Origin of the sequence: Fibrivirga algicola (assembly GCF_011742925.1) — a bacterium.
Classification (GTDB): Bacteria; Bacteroidota; Bacteroidia; order Cytophagales; family Spirosomataceae; genus Fibrella; species Fibrella algicola.
In genome coordinates this window covers 169278-189144 of sequence record NZ_WAEL01000004.1, presented here as the reverse complement: position 1 = coordinate 189144, position 19867 = coordinate 169278, and the positions used below count along the sequence as shown (strand labels likewise).

19 protein-coding genes and 1 tRNA gene are annotated in these 19867 nt (G+C 51.8%); 11 read left to right on the top strand and 9 right to left on the bottom strand.

Annotated features, from left to right (window positions below):
- Nucleotides 1-64: 64 nt before the first annotated feature.
- The 4 genes from F7231_RS12205 to F7231_RS12190 form a co-directional block, all read right to left on the bottom strand.
- A complete protein-coding gene (locus F7231_RS12205; protein ID WP_229369863.1) occupies nt 65-736 on the bottom strand; it encodes an RNA polymerase sigma-70 factor in 672 nt (223 codons plus the stop codon).
- Between the two features lie 267 nt (nt 737-1003).
- Nucleotides 1004-1465 carry a type II toxin-antitoxin system VapC family toxin gene (locus F7231_RS12200; protein ID WP_085413693.1) on the bottom strand — a complete coding sequence of 154 codons (462 nt, stop codon included), beginning with the start codon at nt 1463-1465 and terminating at the stop codon, nt 1004-1006.
- Nucleotides 1462-1653 carry a hypothetical protein gene (locus F7231_RS12195; protein ID WP_085413694.1) on the bottom strand — a complete coding sequence of 64 codons (192 nt, stop codon included), beginning with the start codon at nt 1651-1653 and terminating at the stop codon, nt 1462-1464. Before F7231_RS12195 ends, F7231_RS12200 begins: the two co-directional genes overlap by 4 nt.
- 364 nt (nt 1654-2017) lie before the next feature.
- Nucleotides 2018-2102 (bottom strand) — tRNA-Ser (locus F7231_RS12190).
- Between the two features lie 193 nt (nt 2103-2295).
- On the opposite strand from F7231_RS12190, the gene purL reads away from it, so the two are divergent.
- From purL to F7231_RS12175, 3 genes are all read left to right on the top strand, one after another.
- Nucleotides 2296-4587 (top strand): phosphoribosylformylglycinamidine synthase subunit PurL, encoded by a 2292-nt coding sequence (purL, locus tag F7231_RS12185; RefSeq protein WP_310589316.1) that lies wholly within the window; start codon nt 2296-2298, stop codon nt 4585-4587.
- Between the two features lie 124 nt (nt 4588-4711).
- A complete protein-coding gene (gene truA / locus F7231_RS12180) occupies nt 4712-5479 on the top strand; it encodes a tRNA pseudouridine(38-40) synthase TruA (protein ID WP_166692090.1) in 768 nt (255 codons plus the stop codon).
- Between the two features lie 78 nt (nt 5480-5557).
- Nucleotides 5558-6448 (top strand): glycerophosphodiester phosphodiesterase family protein, encoded by an 891-nt coding sequence (locus F7231_RS12175; RefSeq protein WP_166692089.1) that lies wholly within the window; start codon nt 5558-5560, stop codon nt 6446-6448.
- Between the two features lie 62 nt (nt 6449-6510).
- Here the strand turns inward: F7231_RS12175 and F7231_RS12170 are convergent, their stop codons facing one another.
- Entirely contained in the window at nt 6511-7074 is a 564-nt protein-coding gene (locus tag F7231_RS12170; protein WP_085413697.1) for a PEGA domain-containing protein, read from the bottom strand.
- Between the two features lie 175 nt (nt 7075-7249).
- Here F7231_RS12170 and F7231_RS27635 point away from each other — a divergent pair, with 175 nt between their 5' ends.
- Nucleotides 7250-7636, top strand: coding sequence for a ribosomal maturation YjgA family protein (locus tag F7231_RS27635; protein WP_229364921.1), 387 nt, complete (start codon nt 7250-7252; stop codon nt 7634-7636).
- A gap of 906 nt (nt 7637-8542) precedes the next feature.
- On the opposite strand, the gene F7231_RS12155 is transcribed toward F7231_RS27635, so the two are convergent.
- On the bottom strand, nt 8543-10132 hold the full coding sequence (locus tag F7231_RS12155) for a bifunctional GNAT family N-acetyltransferase/carbon-nitrogen hydrolase family protein (protein WP_166692087.1): 1590 nt from the start codon (nt 10130-10132) through the stop codon (nt 8543-8545).
- Nucleotides 10133-10336: 204 nt separating this feature from the next.
- On the opposite strand from F7231_RS12155, the gene F7231_RS12150 reads away from it, so the two are divergent.
- From F7231_RS12150 to F7231_RS12120, 7 genes are all read left to right on the top strand, one after another.
- The gene (locus F7231_RS12150; protein WP_166692086.1) at nt 10337-10777 is read left to right on the top strand and encodes an OsmC family peroxiredoxin; all 441 of its coding nucleotides are present in this window, start codon (nt 10337-10339) and stop codon (nt 10775-10777) included.
- A gap of 98 nt (nt 10778-10875) precedes the next feature.
- Complete coding sequence (locus F7231_RS12145) at nt 10876-11736, top strand: sterol desaturase family protein (protein ID WP_166692085.1); 861 nt, start codon at nt 10876-10878, stop codon at nt 11734-11736.
- A gap of 132 nt (nt 11737-11868) precedes the next feature.
- A complete protein-coding gene (rpsO, locus tag F7231_RS12140) occupies nt 11869-12144 on the top strand; it encodes a 30S ribosomal protein S15 (RefSeq protein ID WP_085413704.1) in 276 nt (91 codons plus the stop codon).
- A gap of 314 nt (nt 12145-12458) precedes the next feature.
- Nucleotides 12459-14594, top strand: coding sequence for a polyribonucleotide nucleotidyltransferase (gene pnp, locus F7231_RS12135; RefSeq protein WP_166692084.1), 2136 nt, complete (start codon nt 12459-12461; stop codon nt 14592-14594).
- Between the two features lie 74 nt (nt 14595-14668).
- Nucleotides 14669-15532, top strand: coding sequence for a sigma-70 family RNA polymerase sigma factor (locus tag F7231_RS12130; RefSeq protein WP_085413706.1), 864 nt, complete (start codon nt 14669-14671; stop codon nt 15530-15532).
- Between the two features lie 109 nt (nt 15533-15641).
- A complete protein-coding gene (locus F7231_RS12125) occupies nt 15642-15995 on the top strand; it encodes a VOC family protein (protein ID WP_166692083.1) in 354 nt (117 codons plus the stop codon).
- Nucleotides 15996-16087: 92 nt separating this feature from the next.
- Nucleotides 16088-16534 carry a hypothetical protein gene (locus tag F7231_RS12120; RefSeq protein ID WP_166692082.1) on the top strand — a complete coding sequence of 149 codons (447 nt, stop codon included), beginning with the start codon at nt 16088-16090 and terminating at the stop codon, nt 16532-16534.
- A gap of 53 nt (nt 16535-16587) precedes the next feature.
- Here F7231_RS12120 and F7231_RS27240 read toward each other — a convergent pair whose 3' ends face one another.
- From F7231_RS27240 to F7231_RS12100, 3 genes are all read right to left on the bottom strand, one after another.
- Nucleotides 16588-17652 carry a carboxymuconolactone decarboxylase family protein gene (locus F7231_RS27240; RefSeq protein WP_208295592.1) on the bottom strand — a complete coding sequence of 355 codons (1065 nt, stop codon included), beginning with the start codon at nt 17650-17652 and terminating at the stop codon, nt 16588-16590.
- 73 nt (nt 17653-17725) lie between these two features.
- Nucleotides 17726-18301: a DapH/DapD/GlmU-related protein gene (locus F7231_RS12105; protein WP_166692081.1), complete on the bottom strand. Its 576-nt coding sequence runs from the start codon at nt 18299-18301 to the stop codon at nt 17726-17728.
- A 65-nt stretch (nt 18302-18366) separates the two neighbouring features.
- Complete coding sequence (locus F7231_RS12100; RefSeq protein WP_166692080.1) at nt 18367-19797, bottom strand: PQQ-dependent sugar dehydrogenase; 1431 nt, start codon at nt 19795-19797, stop codon at nt 18367-18369.
- Nucleotides 19798-19867: the final 70 nt, after the last annotated feature.

Genomic DNA, 19867 nt, shown 5'->3' with positions numbered 1-19867 from the left:
AAGGTCAATCGTGAGCAGGGGAGGTCGGGAAGTTTACAGGTAGACAAGCGGGCGGCACTTTACCCTATATGAGGTCGGTGGCCAGCAGCAGGGCCACTACAAATTCGGTACGGAGCATTTTTCGCAGGGCCGCCAGCGCCCGGCTGATGTTGGCTTCGACGGCTTTCACGGAGATGCCCATTTCCTGGGCAATGTCCCGGTAGGGCTTCTGCTCAAAGCGCGATAGCAAAAACGACCGGCGGCATTGCGGCGGCAACTCGGCAATGGTCTCGTTGATTTTCTGGTATAATTCGTCGAACTGAACCACCTCGGCAGGCGTGTGCAGGTCGGTGGCCACAACGGCGGTGTCTGCCTCGCCAAACGCATCGTTTCCAACGGCCGACCGGTCTAACTCCCAGCGCAGGTAATTCAGCGACTTGTTGCGAACCGCCACAAACAGGTAGGCCCGGTACGACGTGGTGATGGACTCATACAGGCGGTTGGTCCAGAGCGTGCAGAAGACCTCGCCCACAATATCCTCGGCCACTTCCCGCGAGTAGACGTACCGGAGCGCATGATTGCATAGCAGGGTATAGTACCGCCGGAACAGCCAGGAACAACCCTGTTCAGGATCGGTTTTCATTAGTTGACCAACCAGTACTTCATCGTCGAGCATAAGCGGCTGCGCAATCGTATCGACCTGCTGCACGCCGTTTGGTACGAGTGGTGTCGGGCTACTTGGTATCAGAGAAGGCATAAAAGGGCTCAACCAGGTCGTAAACTACGTATAACGATTTGAAGACAAGATTGCACCGCACTACCCTATATGCCCACCCAGAAAAAGTTGAAATCTATCGTGTGTATCTATTTTTATGGACAGTCCAAAGGGTTATCGTTACCTGGAGCCTAAGCGCTCAGGTACGTTGATATGGCGATTAGTTGTTTGCGGGGTTTTGTTGCCGAAATAGGGCGCATAAAAAAGCCCACCAGGGACCGGGCGGGCTGCATTTAATAAATCGTCAAATCAAGCTTTACGTCGAACGCTAAGGAGCAACTGGGTGTAATTGTCTGGTTTATAGAGTACAATGCCAGGTACTCGCTCAAAGTGCTTAGGGTTCAGCGTGAAAACAGGTACGTCGAAAACCAACGCCGTAGCTATCGTATAACAATCGCCAACACCTGTGTCTGGCCAGCGTCTGGCAATGTGTATAGCTTGCTCGCTTACACTGTCGCTATTTAAGATCAGATATGTATCCAGACTTTTACGAAATCGCTCATAATCTGGCCGGCTTATAGGTTCCTTAACGAGTCCACGCTGCAATACTAACCAGTGTTGTAACTCAATGTAAACAGCTGTGCTGATAACGGGTTGACTAATGGCAACAACCTCTTCAAAAGCTTCCAGAAACGGTGCGTTTCTACTAATAGCTCGGCTTAAGATACCCGTGTCACACAGAATGGTAGAAGGAACTGCACGCAAATTCATTTAGAAACGACGCTTGGTACAAGGTGCTTGTACTTGCCGCCCAACTCACGAGCCAGCTTGAGTGTTGGGTCTTCGTCTGGGAACTTCCCAGCCATGATAATCCCCTTAATTTCTTTTCCTGACGCATTAATCAGGTTAACAGTCAGCGGCTTCTTAGGGCGAGTTAGTTTTTTTTCCTGCGTTTTCATTGCCGTTTGGGGTCTTTACAGTAGCTAAATGTACAACAAGTATAGTGACCAACCTTGTTCATTGGTCAGTAGCTTACGGTCATAGCTCATCCGCTATCCTCAGTTTACAGGTCTGATACTTACTGTCTAATGGGTGACTTACTCTGTTGGGATGAGTTTATAACCGTTTTGGCTGTCTGCTTCCGTGCACGGATGGTTGCGCTGATTTCTGCTAGCTCGTTCACAGTGGGTTTCGAGCTGTTAACCTGTAGATCAGCTGCATCCATCAATTCAGGCCTTATTTTCATAGGTAAAAAAGTGGACGATTGAATAATTAGCTATATAAGCACAAAAAAAGCCCGCTTGTCAGCGGGCTTAGAATTTGCAGAGAGAGAGGGATTCGAACCCCCGGACCTGTTACAGTCAGCGGTTTTCAAGACCGCCGCAATCGACCACTCTGCCATCTCTCTGTGGATTCGATGATGCAAAAGTAGGGGTATTCCGGGTATTTGTCAAGCACTATGTTGAAAAAAATGGCCCCGAACGGGCAAAAAAGGCTATTTTTGCCCTGTCAAGTACGAGCTGTTTTGGCTTACTGACTTGATACTGAACGGATATAGCCATCCTGCTCAGCTCGTTATCATCTTCCATTTTTCTCCCTTTGTGGTACGCACTGTGAACGCTCCCGAACAACCGCAGACTAGTCTAGATCCCATTCCAACCGTCGAAACCGCCCGCAAGCTGGGGGTGCTACCCGAAGAATTTGACCGGATTGTCGCCATTCTCGGCCGTCAACCCAACTTTACCGAACTCAGCATCTTCTCGGTGATGTGGTCGGAACACTGTTCGTATAAAAACTCGATCGTCTGGCTGAAAACGCTTCCACGCGACTCAGACCGGATGCTGGCCAAAGCCGGTGACGAAAACGCGGGTCTGGTCGATATCGGCGACGGACTGGCCTGTTCGTTCAAGATCGAATCGCACAACCACCCCTCGGCACTGGAACCCTACCAGGGTGCTGCCACGGGTGTGGGCGGGATCAACCGCGATATTTTCACGATGGGTGCCCGGCCCATTGCCCAACTGAACTCACTCCGCTTTGGTGATCTGAGCCTGCCCAAAACCCGTCGGCTGTTGCGCGGTGTAGTGAAAGGCATCGGCGACTATGGTAATGCCTTTGGTATTCCTACCGTTGGCGGCGAAATCTATTTCGATGAGTGCTACAACACCAATCCGCTGGTAAATGCCTTCTCGGCGGGTATCGTAGAAGTGGGCAAAAGCGCCAAAGCAACGAGCTACGGCGTCGGTAATCCGGTGTTCATCGTCGGCTCGGCAACAGGTAAAGACGGTATCCACGGGGCCACGTTCGCCTCGGAAGACATCACCGCCGCTTCGACCGACAAGCTGCCCGCCGTACAGGTAGGTGATCCGTTCATGGAGAAACTGCTGCTCGAAGCCACGCTCGAAATCATTGCTACTGGGTACGTGATTGGTATTCAGGACATGGGTGCCGCCGGTATCATCTGCTCGACCTCAGAAATGAGCGCGAAGGGTGAACACGGTATGATCATCGACCTCGACAAAGTACCGACGCGTCAGCAAAACATGGCGCCGTTCGAAATTCTGCTGTCAGAGTCGCAGGAGAGGATGCTGGTGGTAGTCGAAAAAGGTAAAGAGAGCATCATCCAGGGGATTTTCGACAAGTGGGATCTGCACTGCGCCCAGATCGGTGAAGTAACCGCCGCGCCGGAAGATGGCGTTGGTCGGCTGCATTTCTATCGCTACGGTAAACTGGTTGCCGACGTACCTGCGCATGACCTAGTGCTGGGTGGTGGTGCACCCCAATACCGCCGCGAATACACAGAACCGGCGTACATCAAGGAGTTCGAAAAATTCCGCATCTCAAGTGTCGCTGACGTTACAGCCGATGAACTGAGCGCGGTGGCCAAACACTTGCTGAGTCACCCGAATATCTGTTCACGGCAGTGGGTGTCGCAGCAGTACGATTCGATGGTCGGTACCAGCAACCGGACCACCAACGCTCCGTCTGATGCCGCCGTGGTGCGGGTGAAAGGCGCGGGTATTCCCAAGTCGGAGAAATCGATCGTGATCACTGTCGATTGCAACAGCCGGTACGTGAACGCTAACCCCTATGTGGGTGCGCAGATCGCCGTGGCCGAAGCCTGCCGGAACGTAGTGTGTACGGGTGGCGAGCCACTGGCCGTGACCAACAACCTGAACTTCGGTAATCCCTACGTACCTGAAGTATACTGGCATTTTGTGGAAGCCGTAAAAGGCATGGGTGAAGCCTGCCGCCGCTTCGAAACGCCGGTGACGGGTGGTAACGTGAGCTTCTACAACCAGTCGTCGGACGACGGACCAGTGTTCCCAACGCCAACGATTGGTATGCTGGGCCTGATGGAAAAGCCGGATAACCGCATGACGCTGAACTTCCGTCAGGTCGGTGATTCGATCTACCTGATTGGTTCGTCACAAAACGACATTGCTTCGTCGGAATACCTATATTCATACCGGGGTGTGAAGGCGTCGCCAGCCCCCGCGTTCGACATCGATCAGGAGCTGACGCTTCAATCGGTGGTGAAGCAGTTGATCACGAAGAAACTGATTTCATCGGCCCACGACATTTCGGATGGCGGCCTGTTCGTTGCCGTTGCTGAGTCAGCCATGGCGGGCGGTACCGGTTTTGCCATCACGACCGACGCCGATTATCGGAAAGATGCCTACCTGTTCGGCGAAAGCCAGAGTCGCGTTGTGGTATCGGTATCAGCCGATCAGCAGGCTGCCTTCGAGCAATTTATGGGCCATGCCCGCGTCGCTTTCAGCAAGATCGGTGATGTTACCGCCGCTGATTTCGTGGTCGACGGACAAACCGTTACCGCTACCGCCGAGGCATCAGATCTGTACAACAACGCCCTGGGTAAGATCATGGCGTAAGGGTATTGTTTCACTATGCGCTTCGCGAGCCTGTCGGGCACGCCTTGTCGACGGCCCAGCTCGCGGCTTGCGAAGCGCACAGTAAAGCAGTACAACGTACCTGCCAAGTACCATACAGCACTACATGCAGCGTTATTTTATTGAACTGAGTTATAAGGGCACGGACTTCCACGGCTGGCAATTTCAGCCAAATGGTATTTCGGTGCAGCAGGTGCTGGAAGAAACGCTGACCAAACGGCTCAGTCAGCCAATTTACATTGTCGGGAGCGGACGAACCGATGCGGGGGTTCATGCCCGACAACAATACGCCCATTTCGAGATGGCCGGCGAACTGCCCGAGCATGATCTGCTGGTGCATTCGCTGAACAACATGCTGCCCGACGGTATCGCGATCTACCGCATTTTCTCCGTTGGCCCCACCGACCACGCCCGGTTTTCGGCCAAAGCGCGGTATTATCAGTATTATATCCGTCGGCAGAAAAGTGCCTTCCTGACGAATCAGAGCTATATCTTCCGGCCCGATCTGGATGTGCCGCTGATGAATGAAGCGGCTGCTATGCTGCTGACGTTCAGTAATTTCAAGAGTTTCAGCAAAGTCCGGACGAACGTAAATCACTACCACTGCCAGCTGATGCGGGCTGAGTGGGAGCAGACCCCCGAAGCGCTGATTTTCCATATTAAGGCCGACCGGTTTCTCTACGGCATGGTTCGCTGCATCGTCGGCACCATGGTCGATATCGGTCAGCACCGCATGACGCTGGATCAGTTCGAAACCATCATTCGGGCCGAAGATCGCACCAAGGCCAGCCGCGCCGCCCCTGCCAGCGGTTTGTTCTTAACCGAAGTCAGCTACCCGGAGACGGTGCTGGCACGTCGGTTTGAGAATGGCTAGGTACGTTCTCAGCGTAGCCCCCTTCAGGGGGTTGGGGGTAGAACCAACTAAAAAGCACCTCATCACAACCGCATTTCCATGAATCGTTTCCAAACATCATTCCTTTACACCCTTACCCTTGCCAGCCTCTTCACGAGTTGTTCGCCGAAAACGACGCCCACCAACTCATCGATTCGGGCGACTGAACGATTCAGGTACGTGGCTGGTCGGCACCCGCTCATTTCCGTACACCGGGGTGGGGGTGATTTGCGGGGATTTCCCGAAAATTGCATCGAATCGTTCGATTATGTGACTGGGCAGATCGAGCGACCCGACGCGCCAGCGGTCATCGAGTGCGACATCGACCTGACCAAAGACAGCGTACTGGTTATGATGCACGACGCCACGCTCGACCGCACCACGACCGGTACCGGCAAGCTGATCGAACGTACCTATGCGGAGGTGCAGCAGGTAAAGCTGGAAGATAATCAGGGAAATCCAACGGCGTTCCGAGTGCCAACGCTGGAAGAAACGCTGAACTGGGGTCGGAAACGGGGGGCGATGTTTACGCTCGATGTAAAGCGGAACGTGTCGTTTGCAAAGGTGGTTGAGCACGTGCGGAAGACGAAAACGCAAAACAACGTCGCCATCATTACCTACAATGCCAAAGATGCCGCGCTGGTGAATAAATTGGCCCCTGAGCTGATGATCTCCGTCACGATCCGTAACCAGGCCGAATATAACCAACTGCACCAACTGGGCATTCCCGATAACCGGATGTTTGCGTTTGTGGGTGTGAAAGCGCCGGACCCCAACCTGTACACGTTCCTGCATGCCAAAAGCATCGCTACCATTCTGGGTACGTTAGGCAACCTCGATAAACAGGCCGCCGCTAAAGGAGATAACCTGTACAACGAGTGGACCGCCGCCGGTGCCGACATGGTGTCGACCGACCGTCCGCTGGAGGTAGCACGAGCACTCAGCAACTAATTGGACTGACGACAGTCGGGAGATATTCAGGATGTCCAGACTGTCGTCAGTTGAAGTGCTACTCAATCATTACTATCTAGAATTTTTTTCTTCTCGGCTTCGTACTCCTTTTCTGTCAGGATCTTTTCATCGTAGAGTTTCTTGATCTCACGCAGACGATCGGCCTTAGACGAAGAACTTACGGTCTGTGGCGCTGTTGCGTTAGGCACTCCATATAGCGGGACAGCCGTTGACGCAGGCGATGTAGGTATTGATCGACCAGTATCGGGCAATGGACGTAACTGGTAGGTATGGTCCGGGTCATATTTCATCGTCCAGAGAAATGGGAAAAGCAAGAAGACACCGCCGACAATAGCGCCGGCATCAGCCCGTTCGTTACGTACCAATGGAACCTGGAGAGGTTCAAAGCCGTCTTTTTCGAGTCGTAGATCGGTGGTACTGCCTACAATTTTGGTATCACTGTACTCATAAGGCGTAGTGCCTTTATACTGCCCATTTACGAAGAGCTTGGCCCCCGCTGGCTGGCTGCTAATAAGGGTAGAGCTGCTACAACTGCTAAGCAATGCCACGCCAGCTGCTAGCAGAGCCAGGCCTTCTGCGGGTTTTCTAGCGATATGAATAAACATGTCTACTATGCGTTTGAAGTTTGTTTCGGGCACCGTTGCCCGGCAGTATGCCGGTTGGATAGTGCCCCGGGAGAAAGGATTAACGCAAGTAAATAAAAAACCTATTAGTGTTCTTTTATGTATATTAAATGGCTTATTTATTAACAAAAAGTTAACACTTAAAAGAAGGGGGAATGTGAAGCGAACTCGGCTAGTTTATAGTGGCCTTACCGCAGGAGTTCTACTACTAGGGCTAGCTTCGAGGCGACTGGGCACGTACCTGCCCGAGTTCGTCAACGCCTACATCGGCGATACGCTCTGGGCACTGATGGTTTTTTTTGGGTTTGCTATATTGTTTAATCGGCGGTCGACGCACTATATCGCGTTACTGGCGCTACTATTCTCGTTTGGCATCGAGTTCAGCCAACTGTACCACGCGCCCTGGATCGATTCGGTACGGGCAACCCAGTTGGGCGGCCTGGTGCTAGGCTTCGGCTTTCTGTGGACCGACCTACTATGTTACAGTGTTGGTATTCTGGTTGGCGCGTGGGTTGACCAGCGCATAAATTCACATAAACGATAACCTGTGGCAATACTATTGCTTGGCAAATGAAAATTTCAACAACGACGAGGTACTTGACTGTTGCCATATTCTCAGCACTAACCGCTTGCCAATCGGACTCGGACATGTTAAACGAGAATATTCCCCGTCTAGAGACGCCTACTGCTCAGTTTGCTACCATCAGGATAATGAAATTTAACGGCAGACATGTACAAACCGCTTTCTTGGATGACCAGAGTCGGCTACTGGAGGCTTTTGATTTTGGCTTATCCTGTGGTAAGCTAATCAACCACTATGAAGGCGATCGTAAGACATGGTCAATGAATTATCTGCATGGTGACAGTGACTCGCCTGAACACGTGTCTACCCGCCGGGTCAGGTATGAGTACGATCAATCGGGTAGACTCCTGGCGGAACACCGTACCGATAAAGACTGGAACTATGATGATATTCAGCTGATTCGCTATAGTTATACACCACAGGGTGACACACTTAAGCAAAAAACGCATGCTAAACCTGACCTGCGCACCAGAGTAGATATTGACGAGTGGAGAGTAAATGCGCGTGGCCTTCCTACAATGAATTATCGGCTATGGGTTGACCAACATCCAAGGAGACATGGACCTGACACGATCATACTATCAAGGAGACGATTCAGCTACCTTGCCGATGGTAAGCTGTCAATGGTTTGCCACGATTCTGCATTTAACCGTTCATCATACGGCGTTGCCGGCCCTGATACTGTTCTATACACGTATGATCAGGCAGGGCGGCTAGCCAGTAAAACGTATCGTTACTTAACTGTATTGTCTGACATTGACCGACCTAGGACGGACCGTATGCAGTACCACTACGAACGGTTCGATCCGGATCGGCACATGCCGCTAGCGATTCCCTCTACTAACTGGTGGTAGATAAACGCAGTTGTTACTCTGATACGATAATCACTGGCGCAACATGCTCAGGGTCATTGTCGTGCGAGGCTTTCTTGGCAGTCCGACGAGATGGCCGTTTCATTGAGACTTCGTACAAATCCGTCCGGCGGTCTTTCAGGTTTTGGACTGACCCGTATTCGTGCAGCTCTTTCAGCAACGATACGTCAACGTCTGCGAAGAGCACCATCTCGGTGTTGGTCGTCGCTTCAGCTTTGATGGCGTTGTTGGGAAACTGGAAATCAGACGGGGTAAATACGGCCGACTGTGCATAGTGAATATCCGTATTGGGTACATTCGGCAGGTTACCCACACAGCCCGAAATGGCCACATAGCATTCGTTTTCAATGGCCCGCGCCTGCGCACAGTTCCGCACCCGGTAGTAGCCATTCTGCGTGTCGGTCAGGAAAGGAACAAAGATGATCTGTGCCCCCTGAGCGGCCAATGCACGGCCCAGTTCGGGGAACTCGACGTCGTAGCAGATCATCATCCCGATCTTGCCGCAGTCGGTATCGTAAGTACGTACCTCGTAGCCACCCACCATGCCGTAGAATTTCACTTCGTTGGGCGTGATGTGAATTTTCCGGTATTCTTCAAACGACCCATCGCGGCGACAGAGGTACGACACATTGTAGAGCTTACCCTCGTCCATGAGCGGCATGGAGCCCGCAATGATATTTACGTTATAGGAGATGGCAAAGGAGCACATCTTCTCACGTACTTCTTCCGTATACTTGGCCAGCTCGCGGATCGCTTGCGGTTCTGGCATGTCTTTAAACTGAGCCATCAATGGCGTGTTAAAGAATTCGGGAAGCACCAGGAAGTCGGCTTTGTAATCAGAGACTACATCGGTGAAAAATTCTACCTGATCGAAAAACGCCTGCAGATTCGGGAAGTGGCGCATCTGCCACTGCACTACGCCCAATCGAATGATCGAATCGGTATGGGGCTTCCGGTTCTTCTCGGCCACGTAGTAAATGTTGTTCCACTCCAGCAACGTCGCGTATTCCTTTGATTCCGTATCGCCGGGCAGGTACCCACGCAGGACTTTCTTAACGTGAAAGTCATTCGATAGCTGGAACGTTAGCGTCGGGTCGTAAATGTCTTTTTGCTTCACCCGTGTAATGAATTCGCGGGGCGATAGCTCATCGGCGTACTTCCGGTAATTAGGAATGCGGCCACCTGCCAGAATACCTTTCAGGTTCAGCTGTTCGCAAAGCTCCTTGCGGGCGTCGTAGAGGCGTCGACCTAGGCGCAGGTCGCGGTAGTCGGGGTGTACAAATACCTCAATGCCGTAGAGCCAGTCCCCTTTGCTGGTGTGGGTATCGAAGGTGTATTCGCCGGTGATTTCTTCGAAGGTGTGGTTATCGCCAAAATCGGCGTACTTCACCCGAATGGCCAACGCGCAGGCAACGACCTTATCGTCGACCTCCACGCAAAACTGCCCATCAGGGAAAATATTGACTAGTTTATCGATCAGGTTTTTCTCCCAATAGTCGCCACCGATCCCACTGTACGACTCGATCATCGCCTCTTTCAGATCGGCATAATCACTCTTTTTGAGATTCCTGCTTACAATACGCATTGAGAATGGAGTAGTTGACGTTTCGTTTCATCCCTAACAAGCGCCGGGGACGGCTTGGTTTCGAACTTGCTAAAAAGTGGCGGTACGAACTGTACCGTTGATCGGTGATCGAAAAAGTCGATGAGCAGTCGAAACAAACCGTGGTAGCAGGCTGGTTGTAGAGGCATACGTTGCACATCAAACGTTAATTGTCAAACAAAAACTATGGCACAAGCAAAACGCAGAGCATCGGCTACCTGGTCGGGAAGCCTGCAGGAAGGCACTGGCTCACTATCGGCCACCGGAGGTGTATTGAATAACACCCCATTCTCATTTAAGACCCGTTTCCAAAGTGAAGACGGCAGCGCAGGGACTAACCCGGAAGAGCTGCTCGCCGCCGCCCACGCGGGTTGTTTTACCATGGCCACCGGTGCTACGATGGGTCAGCAGGGATTCACACCTACTAACCTGGAAACAAAGGCTGTACTGACTATGGATATGGACACACTGACGATCACCGCCGTAGACCTGGTATTAACTGGTAGCGTACCCGGCCTCGATCAGGCCAAATTTGACGAAATCGCCAACGATGCCAAGAAAAACTGCATCATCTCGCGCGCTCTTTCACCAGACATTAAACTAACGCTGACGGCCACACTGGTTTAGCTTCGTTCGGTTTCCTGAAACAGCCCGGTCAACAACACTGTTGACCGGGCTGTTTTTTGTTGGATGACCAGTAAATTTGTATCTTTCATTGATAAATTATGAAGGATCTGGTTAATTACTCCATTCCTGCGTTTGTGTTGCTGATCGCTGCAGAGGTTGCGATAACGGCCTGGCATAAACGTGACCATTACGAAGCCAAAGACAGCGCTAGTAGTATCACAATGGGCATTGGCAGTGTGATCGTCGGTTTCGTGGGAAAAGCGTTTGCCCTGGCGGCCTACACGCTCTTCTACCAGTTTCGGCTGTTCACGATCGACATGGCGCAGGTGTGGCCGTGGGTGGTGCTGTTTTTTGCCGACGATGTCAGCTACTACTGGTTTCATCGCATCAGCCACGGAAGCCGCTGGTTCTGGGCGTCGCACGTGGTGCATCATTCCTCGCAGAAGTATAATCTGAGCACGGCTGTGCGCCAAACCTGGACAGGTACGTTGACCGGTTCATTCATTTTCTGGCTATGGCTGCCACTACTCGGTTTCTCGCCGCTGGCCATCATGACCATGCAGTCGATCAGCCTGTTGTATCAGTTCTGGATTCATACGGAACTGATCAATCGCCTACCCGCACCGATCGAGTGGGTATTCAACACGCCGTCGCACCACCGCGTCCACCACGGGTCTGATCTGGCTTACCTGGACAAGAACCACGCTGGTGTGCTGATCATCTGGGATCGACTGTTTGGCACGTTTCAGGCCGAGGAGCACCGGCCTACGTACGGACTCACTAAAAATGTAGGCTCCTACAATCCCGTCCGGATCGCCTTTCATGAATGGGATGAGATTGCCCGTGACCTGCGCCACGCTAGTTCGTTTCGAAACGCGATGGGCTATCTGTTTGGGCCCCCCGGCTGGAGCCACGACGGGTCGCGAAAAACAACGAAGCAATTACGGGTGAAGCCTTGAGCGCGACGTGTTGGTCACCGACCGTTTACTCAAGGCTGGACTAACTCTTCCCGCTTATTTCTTCGCTCTTAGCTCTTTTTTTCTTACCTTTGCGGCTGTAAAATCATTTTGTAAACAAAAAGCTGTCTGACGATGTATTTACCATCAGAAAAAAAGCAAGAAATTTTCGCTGCACAGGGTGCCCAAAAAAGTCCGGGGGACACTGGCTCAGCAGAATCTCAGATTGCGTTGTTTACGTACCGGATCTCTCACTTGACTGAGCACCTCAAAGCGCACAAGCATGATTACAGCACCCGTCAGGGACTGCTGAAACTGGTAGGTAAGCGTCGTAGCATGTTGGATTACCTCCAACGTAAAGATATCAACCGCTATCGGGCCGTATTAGCCGCCCTTGGCATCCGTAAGTAAGCGGACAGGTTGTCAAAAAACAGGGAACTCGCTAGCGAGTTCCCTGTTTTTCTTATGTGCCCATTCGTTGAATTAGTCGTCTAAGTTGTAGTGCAGAGGCTAGCGTCAGTGTTACGCCCCTCTGGCTGCTCGAAGTCGTGATCAAGAATACCCAGTAGCAGGTTGTCGTAGGCAGTAAGTCTGCCTTGTGAAGGTCATAACCTTCCAGTTTATGGACCGGGTTGTCTGGCGTTGTTCTTTTTTGTGGTGAAAGCGGTAGGAGTGAGTTCAAGTGATGTTTTAAAGCTGTTGTAGCGAGAATCTAAATCTGTTGTATGTTTCAAGTCACCACGCAAACGGTTGCACTTCCCGATGGTCGGGAAATTACCATTGAAACCGGCAAGCTGGCCCGTCAGGCCGACGGAGCCGTTGTTGTTCGGTTAGGCGACACCATGTTGTTAGCCACCGTCGTAGCGAGTAAAGAGGCCCGCGAGGGTATCGATTTCCTGCCTCTATCTGTTGATTATCAGGAAAAATTCGCGTCAGCGGGTCGTATCCCCGGTAGTTTCCAGCGTCGTGAAGGCCGGTTGTCGGATTATGAAATTCTGATTTCCCGTCTGGTTGACCGTGCCTTGCGGCCCACCTTCCCCGAAGATTTCCACGGCGATACCCAGGTGATGATCACCATGATCTCGGCCGATCCCGAGGTGCTGCCCGACCAACTGGCTGCCCTGGCGGCTTCAGCGGCCCTTGCCGTGTCGGATATCCCCTTCAACGGACCAATTTCGGAGGTTCGCGTTGCCAAAATCGACGGACAATATAAAATTAACCCGCTTGCTTCAGAACTGGAGCGCGCCACCCTCGACCTGATCGTAGCGGCCAACGCCAACGATATCAACATGGTTGAAGGTGAAATGAAAGAGTGTCAGGAAGCTGAAGTAGTAGAGGCCCTGAAGATTGCTCATGACGTCATCAAGGCGCAGTGTGCAGCTCAGAAAGAACTCGAAGCAAAAGTTGGCAAAACCGAGAAACGTACCTACAACCACGAAACGCATGACGAAGAACTTCGGAAAGCGGTTCATGCAGCTACGTACGACAAGGTATATGAAGTAGCGCTGAAAGGCCAGGCGAGCAAAAAAGCGCGTTCTGAAGGCTTCAAGGCTGTTCGCGAAGAATACCTTGCCTTACTGCCAGAAGGTACAGAGGTAAATACCTCGCTGGTGAAGACGTACTTCAGCGACGTGGTTTGGGAAGCTTCCCGGAACCTGGTGCTGAACGAACGCTACCGTCTGGATAGCCGTAAGCTCGACGAGATCCGCCCCATCCAGTGCGAAGTAGACTACCTTCCGCGCGCTCACGGTTCAGCCGTGTTCACCCGTGGCGAAACGCAGTCGATGACGACCGTTACGCTGGGCACCAAGCTCGATGAGCAAATTGTTGACCAGGCATTGTCGCAGGGTTACAACAAATTCCTGTTGCACTACAACTTCCCCGGTTTCTCTACGGGTGAAGTAAAACCAAACCGGGGCGCCAGCCGTCGCGAAATTGGTCATGGTAACCTGGCTCACCGCGCGCTGAAAGGCATGCTGCCCGAAGGTGCCGACAACCCATACACAATCCGTATCGTATCTGACATCCTGGAATCAAACGGTTCGTCGTCGATGGCAACGGTTTGTGCAGGTACGTTAGCCCTGATGGACGCCGGTATCAAAATCAAAGCACCCGTAGCCGGTATCGCCATGGGCTTGATTTCTGACGAAGCCACGGGTAAATACGCCGTACTGTCTGACATCCTGGGTGATGAAGACCACCTGGGTGATATGGACTTCAAAGTAACAGGTACGGAGAAAGGAATCACCGCGGTTCAGATGGACATGAAGGTGAACGGCCTGTCGTACGAAATCCTGACTGAAGCTCTGAATCAGGCGCGTGCCGGTCGGTTACACATCCTGGGTGAAATGAAGAAAGGTCTTGAGGCGGTTAAGCCAGATCTGAAGCCATTCGCGCCACGGGCCTACGTGATCAAGATTGCGCAGGATCAGATCGGTTCAGTAATCGGACCCGGTGGTAAAGTTGTTCAGGAGATTCAGCGCGAATCGGGGGCTACGGTCAACATCGAAGAGCGTGAAGGATCGGGCTTCGTTAGCATCTATGCGACCAACAAAGAGAGCATGGATAAAGCGGTTAGCCGCGTGAAAGGCATTACGGCCACGGCTGAAGTAGGCGAAATTTATGACGGTAAGGTGAAGACGATTCAGCCATTTGGCGCCTTCGTTGAATTCCTGCCGGGTAAAGATGGTCTGCTGCACATCTCTGAGGTGAAGTGGGAGCGTCTGGAAACAATGGATGGCGTGTTCCAGGTGGGCGAAGTTGTTCGGGTTAAGTTAGTTGAGATTGACAAAAAGACGGGAAAATACCGTTTATCTCGTAAAGCACTCTTACCTCGCCCAGAGAACAATACCAAAGCATAGATTGTTGACAAGATAAGCACGTGTGCCCGTTGTATAGGTTTATATGCCTATACAGCACCATCCTCAGCAGATACATGAGACAGCTAAAAATTTCAAAACAGATTACCAACCGTGAATCCCAGTCCCTGGATAAGTACCTTCAGGAAATTGGTAAGGTTGACCTGCTGACACCAGACGAAGAAGTAACCCTCGCCCAGAAGATTCGGGAAGGGGATCAGCTTTCACTGGAACGATTAACAAAGGCCAACTTACGTTTCGTAGTGTCGGTTGCCAAGCAATACCAAAACCAGGGTCTCTCCCTGGGTGATTTGATCAACGAGGGTAACCTCGGCCTGATCAAAGCCGCTCAGCGCTTTGACGAGACGCGTGGCTTTAAATTTATTTCGTACGCAGTTTGGTGGATTCGTCAGTCGATTTTGCAGGCCCTGGCAGAGCAGTCTCGTATTGTTCGTCTGCCGTTGAACCGGGTCGGTTCGCTCAACAAAATCTCGAAAACCTTCTCTGACCTGGAGCAGAAATTCGAGCGCGAGCCATCACCGGAAGAGCTAGCCGCTGTACTGGAGATCTCACCGGCAGAAGTTGTTGACACTCTCAAGATTTCGGGCCGGCACGTATCCATGGATGCGCCGTTCGTGCAGGGTGAAGAAAACAGCCTGCTCGACGTACTCGAAAACGACGGTGAAGACAAGCCTGATTCGGGCCTGATCAACGATTCACTCCGTAAGGAAGTGCAACGCGCCCTCTCAACGCTAACCCAGCGTGAAGCCGACGTGATCACGCTCTACTTCGGTCTGAACGGTGAACACGCGATGACGCTGGAAGAGATTGGTGAGAAATTTAACCTGACCCGTGAGCGCGTTCGTCAGATTAAAGAGAAAGCCATTCGCCGCCTGCGCCATACGTCACGCTCGAAAGCGCTGAAGACGTACCTAGGTTAAGGTACTCGCGTACACAGGTTACAAAAAAGCTCGCTTCGGCGGGCTTTTTTTATGCAGTAGTTGGATAACAAAGGCTGAATGCACAGCTTCGCGTTTAAATAAAATATAGATGATTCAATTCAAACGCCTGGACCATGTGCTGGTGGCAATTCCCGAACGGAAGACTGACGAAGCGCGGGCTTTTTATGCGCAGGTACTTGGGCTAACCGAGATTCCGGGCGATCATCCGGCAGGGGCAATCTGGTTCGAGATTGCCGACGTTCAGTTGCATTTGCGCGAGGAGGCTGGCGGCAGTTTGTCATTACGGCATCCCGCTTTTGAGGTTACCGACCTGGAAGAAGCTAAGAGGGAACTACTGGCAAAAGGGATAGAAATAAGTTACTCATCTGTTATTGAAGGGCGTGACCGCTTCTTTATTCGCGATCCCTTCGGCAATCGGATGGAGTTTATTCAATACGAGTAGGAAGCAGTATATGGCTTGCCTGCCTACGTTGAGATGAGCACTTACGCTTTCGAATTTCCCGAATACCTATCTATTCTTAAATCAATAAATGTATGAAATTCAGTGCTTTACTAGCTTTTTTTGTTGCCTTCTTATTGTTCGGTTGTTCATCCGCCCCGACAGCTAATTCACTGGTTGGTACCTGGGAATTAGTCGATGCTTCCAGCACGGAAGCGGGAAAAACAACCTCTACGTTCGACCCTAAACGCAAGATGATCAAGATCATTAACGCGACCCACTTTGCGTTTTTGAACCACGACACCGGTACGGCCACCGATTCAACAGCCGCCCCGTTTAGCGCCGGTGGCGGTAAATACACGCTGACTGGCGATAACTATACCGAATATTTGGACTATTTCGGCGACAAGCGATGGGAGGGAAATAAGTTTGATTTCACCATTACGTTCGCCAACGACACTTTAATTCAACGTGGCGTCGAAAAGGTAGAGAAGGCAGGCGTCGACCACATCATCATCGAAAAATATAAGCGCGTCAACTAGCGTGCTTGTGGCTAACTGCACAAAGAAAATCTGATTTCACCTGTGGGCAGCCGTTAGTTCAGCTTTTTAAAAAGCTCCGTCATTAAGTCAGGAGTGACGCTACTCATCTCAATCAGCTTCAGCGATTTCACCATCTTCTGAGTCGAGGTTTTATACCGTTGAAAATGTGGTGTTTTTAGATGTGATTCATAGGCAGCTTTGGTAGCGTATATTTCAACCAGTTTGAATCGGGTTGGCTGCTCCTGCTCGTACATTGGAAAAATGACCAGTACACCTGGCTCAATTTTTACGGATGCTGTCGCTTCTTCTGCCAGGATAGCTTTGTACTCGTCCAGGTAATCCGGCACAATCTCGATTTCGGCAATGCGTACCATCATGTCCGGCTCAATGATGGGGGAAGTAGGTGTTGCCAGCAGTTTTCTCAACGTGTTAGCCTGAGTTCGACTGATGAGCGTGTCAATCAAGTCGGCAACCTGTACTAATTGGCGCTCGGTCAGGCCAACATTCCTACCCATTTTCAGGTGCGATTCCAGTTGCGGCACAACGCCTGACATGGCTGTAAGTGCAGCTATAGTGATCAGTTCCCGTTGCTGATACGTAAGTACATCACTGTCGAATACATCAGCGAACAGATGCTCTTTCAAAAAGGCATCAATTCGGGGCGCGAATTCGCCGAAACCAGGCGCAGGCTTCGACTGAGGGGTTTTAGTTAACGTTTCCAACACTTTCCGGCCTTTTTCGTACGTGTCGGGGCGGTGGTTCGGTAACTGAATGTCCTTTCCCGGCGGATCCTTAATGCCTTTCTTTCGGCGTTCGTCCAGCACCGTCATGAATGTATGTATGCCGTTCAGACTTCTGGGAAAGCCGCAGTAAGCATAGAGTTGTACCAGTTGCTCTTTGATCTCATTTACCGTCAGTCCAGCATCTAACCCTGTGGCGAGCTGCACTTTCAGGCGTTCCAAATCACCAGTGGCTGTTAACGCAGAGATAGCCACAGTACTCTGCTGTCGGGCGCTCAATGTCTGACTAGTGGCTGTAAATGACTGGGCATTCATGTCTGTAGTCGGCAATAGTGCACTAAATAGCACCAGCGTTTGCCAAAAGGTAGTTTTGCTCATTAACGGTATCGATCTGGGAGTAGCAACTCCATAGTACTCCTTTTGCGAATATCACTTGTGTAGTCGGCAACTCTCAGAGTGTCTTGACAACTTTCGCCGGTACACCCGCTACGACGGTGTTCGGGGGTACGTCGCGGCTCACCACTGCGCCAGCGGCTACAACTGCATTTTCGCCAACTGTCACGCCGGGTAAAATAGTGGCCCCCGCCCCAATCCAGGCGTTGCGTTTGATGACGATGGGCTGTGGGATCAGCGTCGTACGGTCGGTGGGGTCCAGCGGGTGATTTTCGGACGTGAGATTGACGCGCGGGCCTAGCTGTACATCGTCCTCAATAGTGATGCCGCCAATGTCCAGAAAGGAGCAGGCATGGTTGATAAAGATGTTTTTGCCAAGCCGAATCGATCGGCCAAAGTTGGTATGAAAGGGCGGAAAGATCGTGGTCGACGGGTCGATCTGGGTACCGATGATAGTGCTTAGTTGGGTACGTACCTGATCGGTATCAGTAGCCGTTGCGTTCATTAACACGCAAAGCCGGATGGTACGCGAAACGACCTCGCTAAACCGGCCGTATTCCGGATCATCCTTGCGGAGTAGCTCACCAGCTTGAAGTCGTTGAAAAATAGGGCTGTCAGGTAATTGAGTAGTCATTTTGAACGTAAGATAAAATGAACGCTGCGTAGGCTTTCCCGCCTAGCTCAATGCCGCTGTGACTGTTACTCAGGCGTGATCCGCAGGAGCGCATCCGGACTGTTGGTAAGTACGTATAGAGCGCCGTCGGGCCCGATTTTTAAGTCCCGCACCCGGCCATACCCTTTCAGCAATACCTCCTGCTCGGTTACCTTGTCGCCATCGACAACCAGTCGCCTGATCTCTTCAAACTTGAGCGCGGTCACCAGCAGGTTGTTTTGCCAGCGCGGAAAACGCTTACCGGTCACGAACTCGATGGCGCTAACGGCAATGGACGGCGTCCAGTAGGTTATAGGTTGCTCCATGCCTTCCCGCTGGGTTTCGTTGGTAATGATACTACCGTTGTAGTCGATGCCGTAGGTGATCACCGGCCACCCGTAGTTAGCCCCCTTTTTCAGTATATTCAACTCGTCGCCTCCCTGCGGTCCGTGTTCGCTGGCGTAAACAATGCCGGTTACGGGGTGCTGGGCGAGGCCCTGCGCGTTGCGATTCCCCCAACTGTAGATAGCCTGCAAGGCAGTCGACTGGCCATAGAGTGGGTTGTCGTTGGGAATGGAGCCGTCGGCGTTGATTCGGTAAATCTTGCCCGATGGTTTCGATACTATCTGGGCATCGTTGGCGCGGTTCATATCGCCAATGGTAAAAAAGAGATGCCCCTGCCTGTCGAAAAGAAAACGGCATCCCCAGCGTGTGCCACCCGTTACCAGCAACGAGTCCGGCACCTGAAACAAGGTTTGTTCGTTTACCCATTGATGCGACTGCACCTTACCCCGAACGATTTTGGTCATGCCCGGTGTCTTCTTGTCCGTACTGTTCTGCGGATTATGACTGAATCCGATGTATATCCAGCCGTTGGTTTTGTAGTCGGGGTCAAGCGCTAGGTCCATCATGCCCCCAACCAGATCTGTTCCGTATACTTTTGGCAGGCCGGTTATTGGCTGATTGTCCAGTTTGCCGTTTACCAGCGAGAAAAGCTCGCCATTCTTGCCGGTGATGTAAGCCTGATTCGAATCGACGAATTCAATGCCCCAGGGACTAAGCAGCCCTTCAGTTACCAGTTTCTCAATCCTGAGCTTATACCGTTTAGTATCGACATGCAGAGGTAAATCTGTTTTTCTGACCAGTTCCGGCGATGTCTGCGCGTTGAGAATAAAATCGGTGACCGCTTCGATCTCTTTCGCCGACAACACCCCGTCGAATTTGCTCATTTCGGTCGACGGAATCCCGTTCCGAATCGTAGTGAGCAATGAGGCCCGGTCACCACCGTGTTTCCATTCTTTTTTGATAAGTGCGGGGCCTGCGCTGCCTTTCAGTTGCGCGCCATGACAACCGGCACAGTAGTTTTTGTAGACGATTTGTCCATTTTGCGCTAGTGTCTGAACTGACAGCGTCAGGCATAAACCGGCGAGGGCCACTAACTTTCCGGGGGGCAACATGGCCGCAAATGACTTAGGCATGACTCTCTTGATGTAGGTCTATTTCCGATTTCCTGCGTGGCAATTTACACGCTAGGCGTTCATTCTGGCG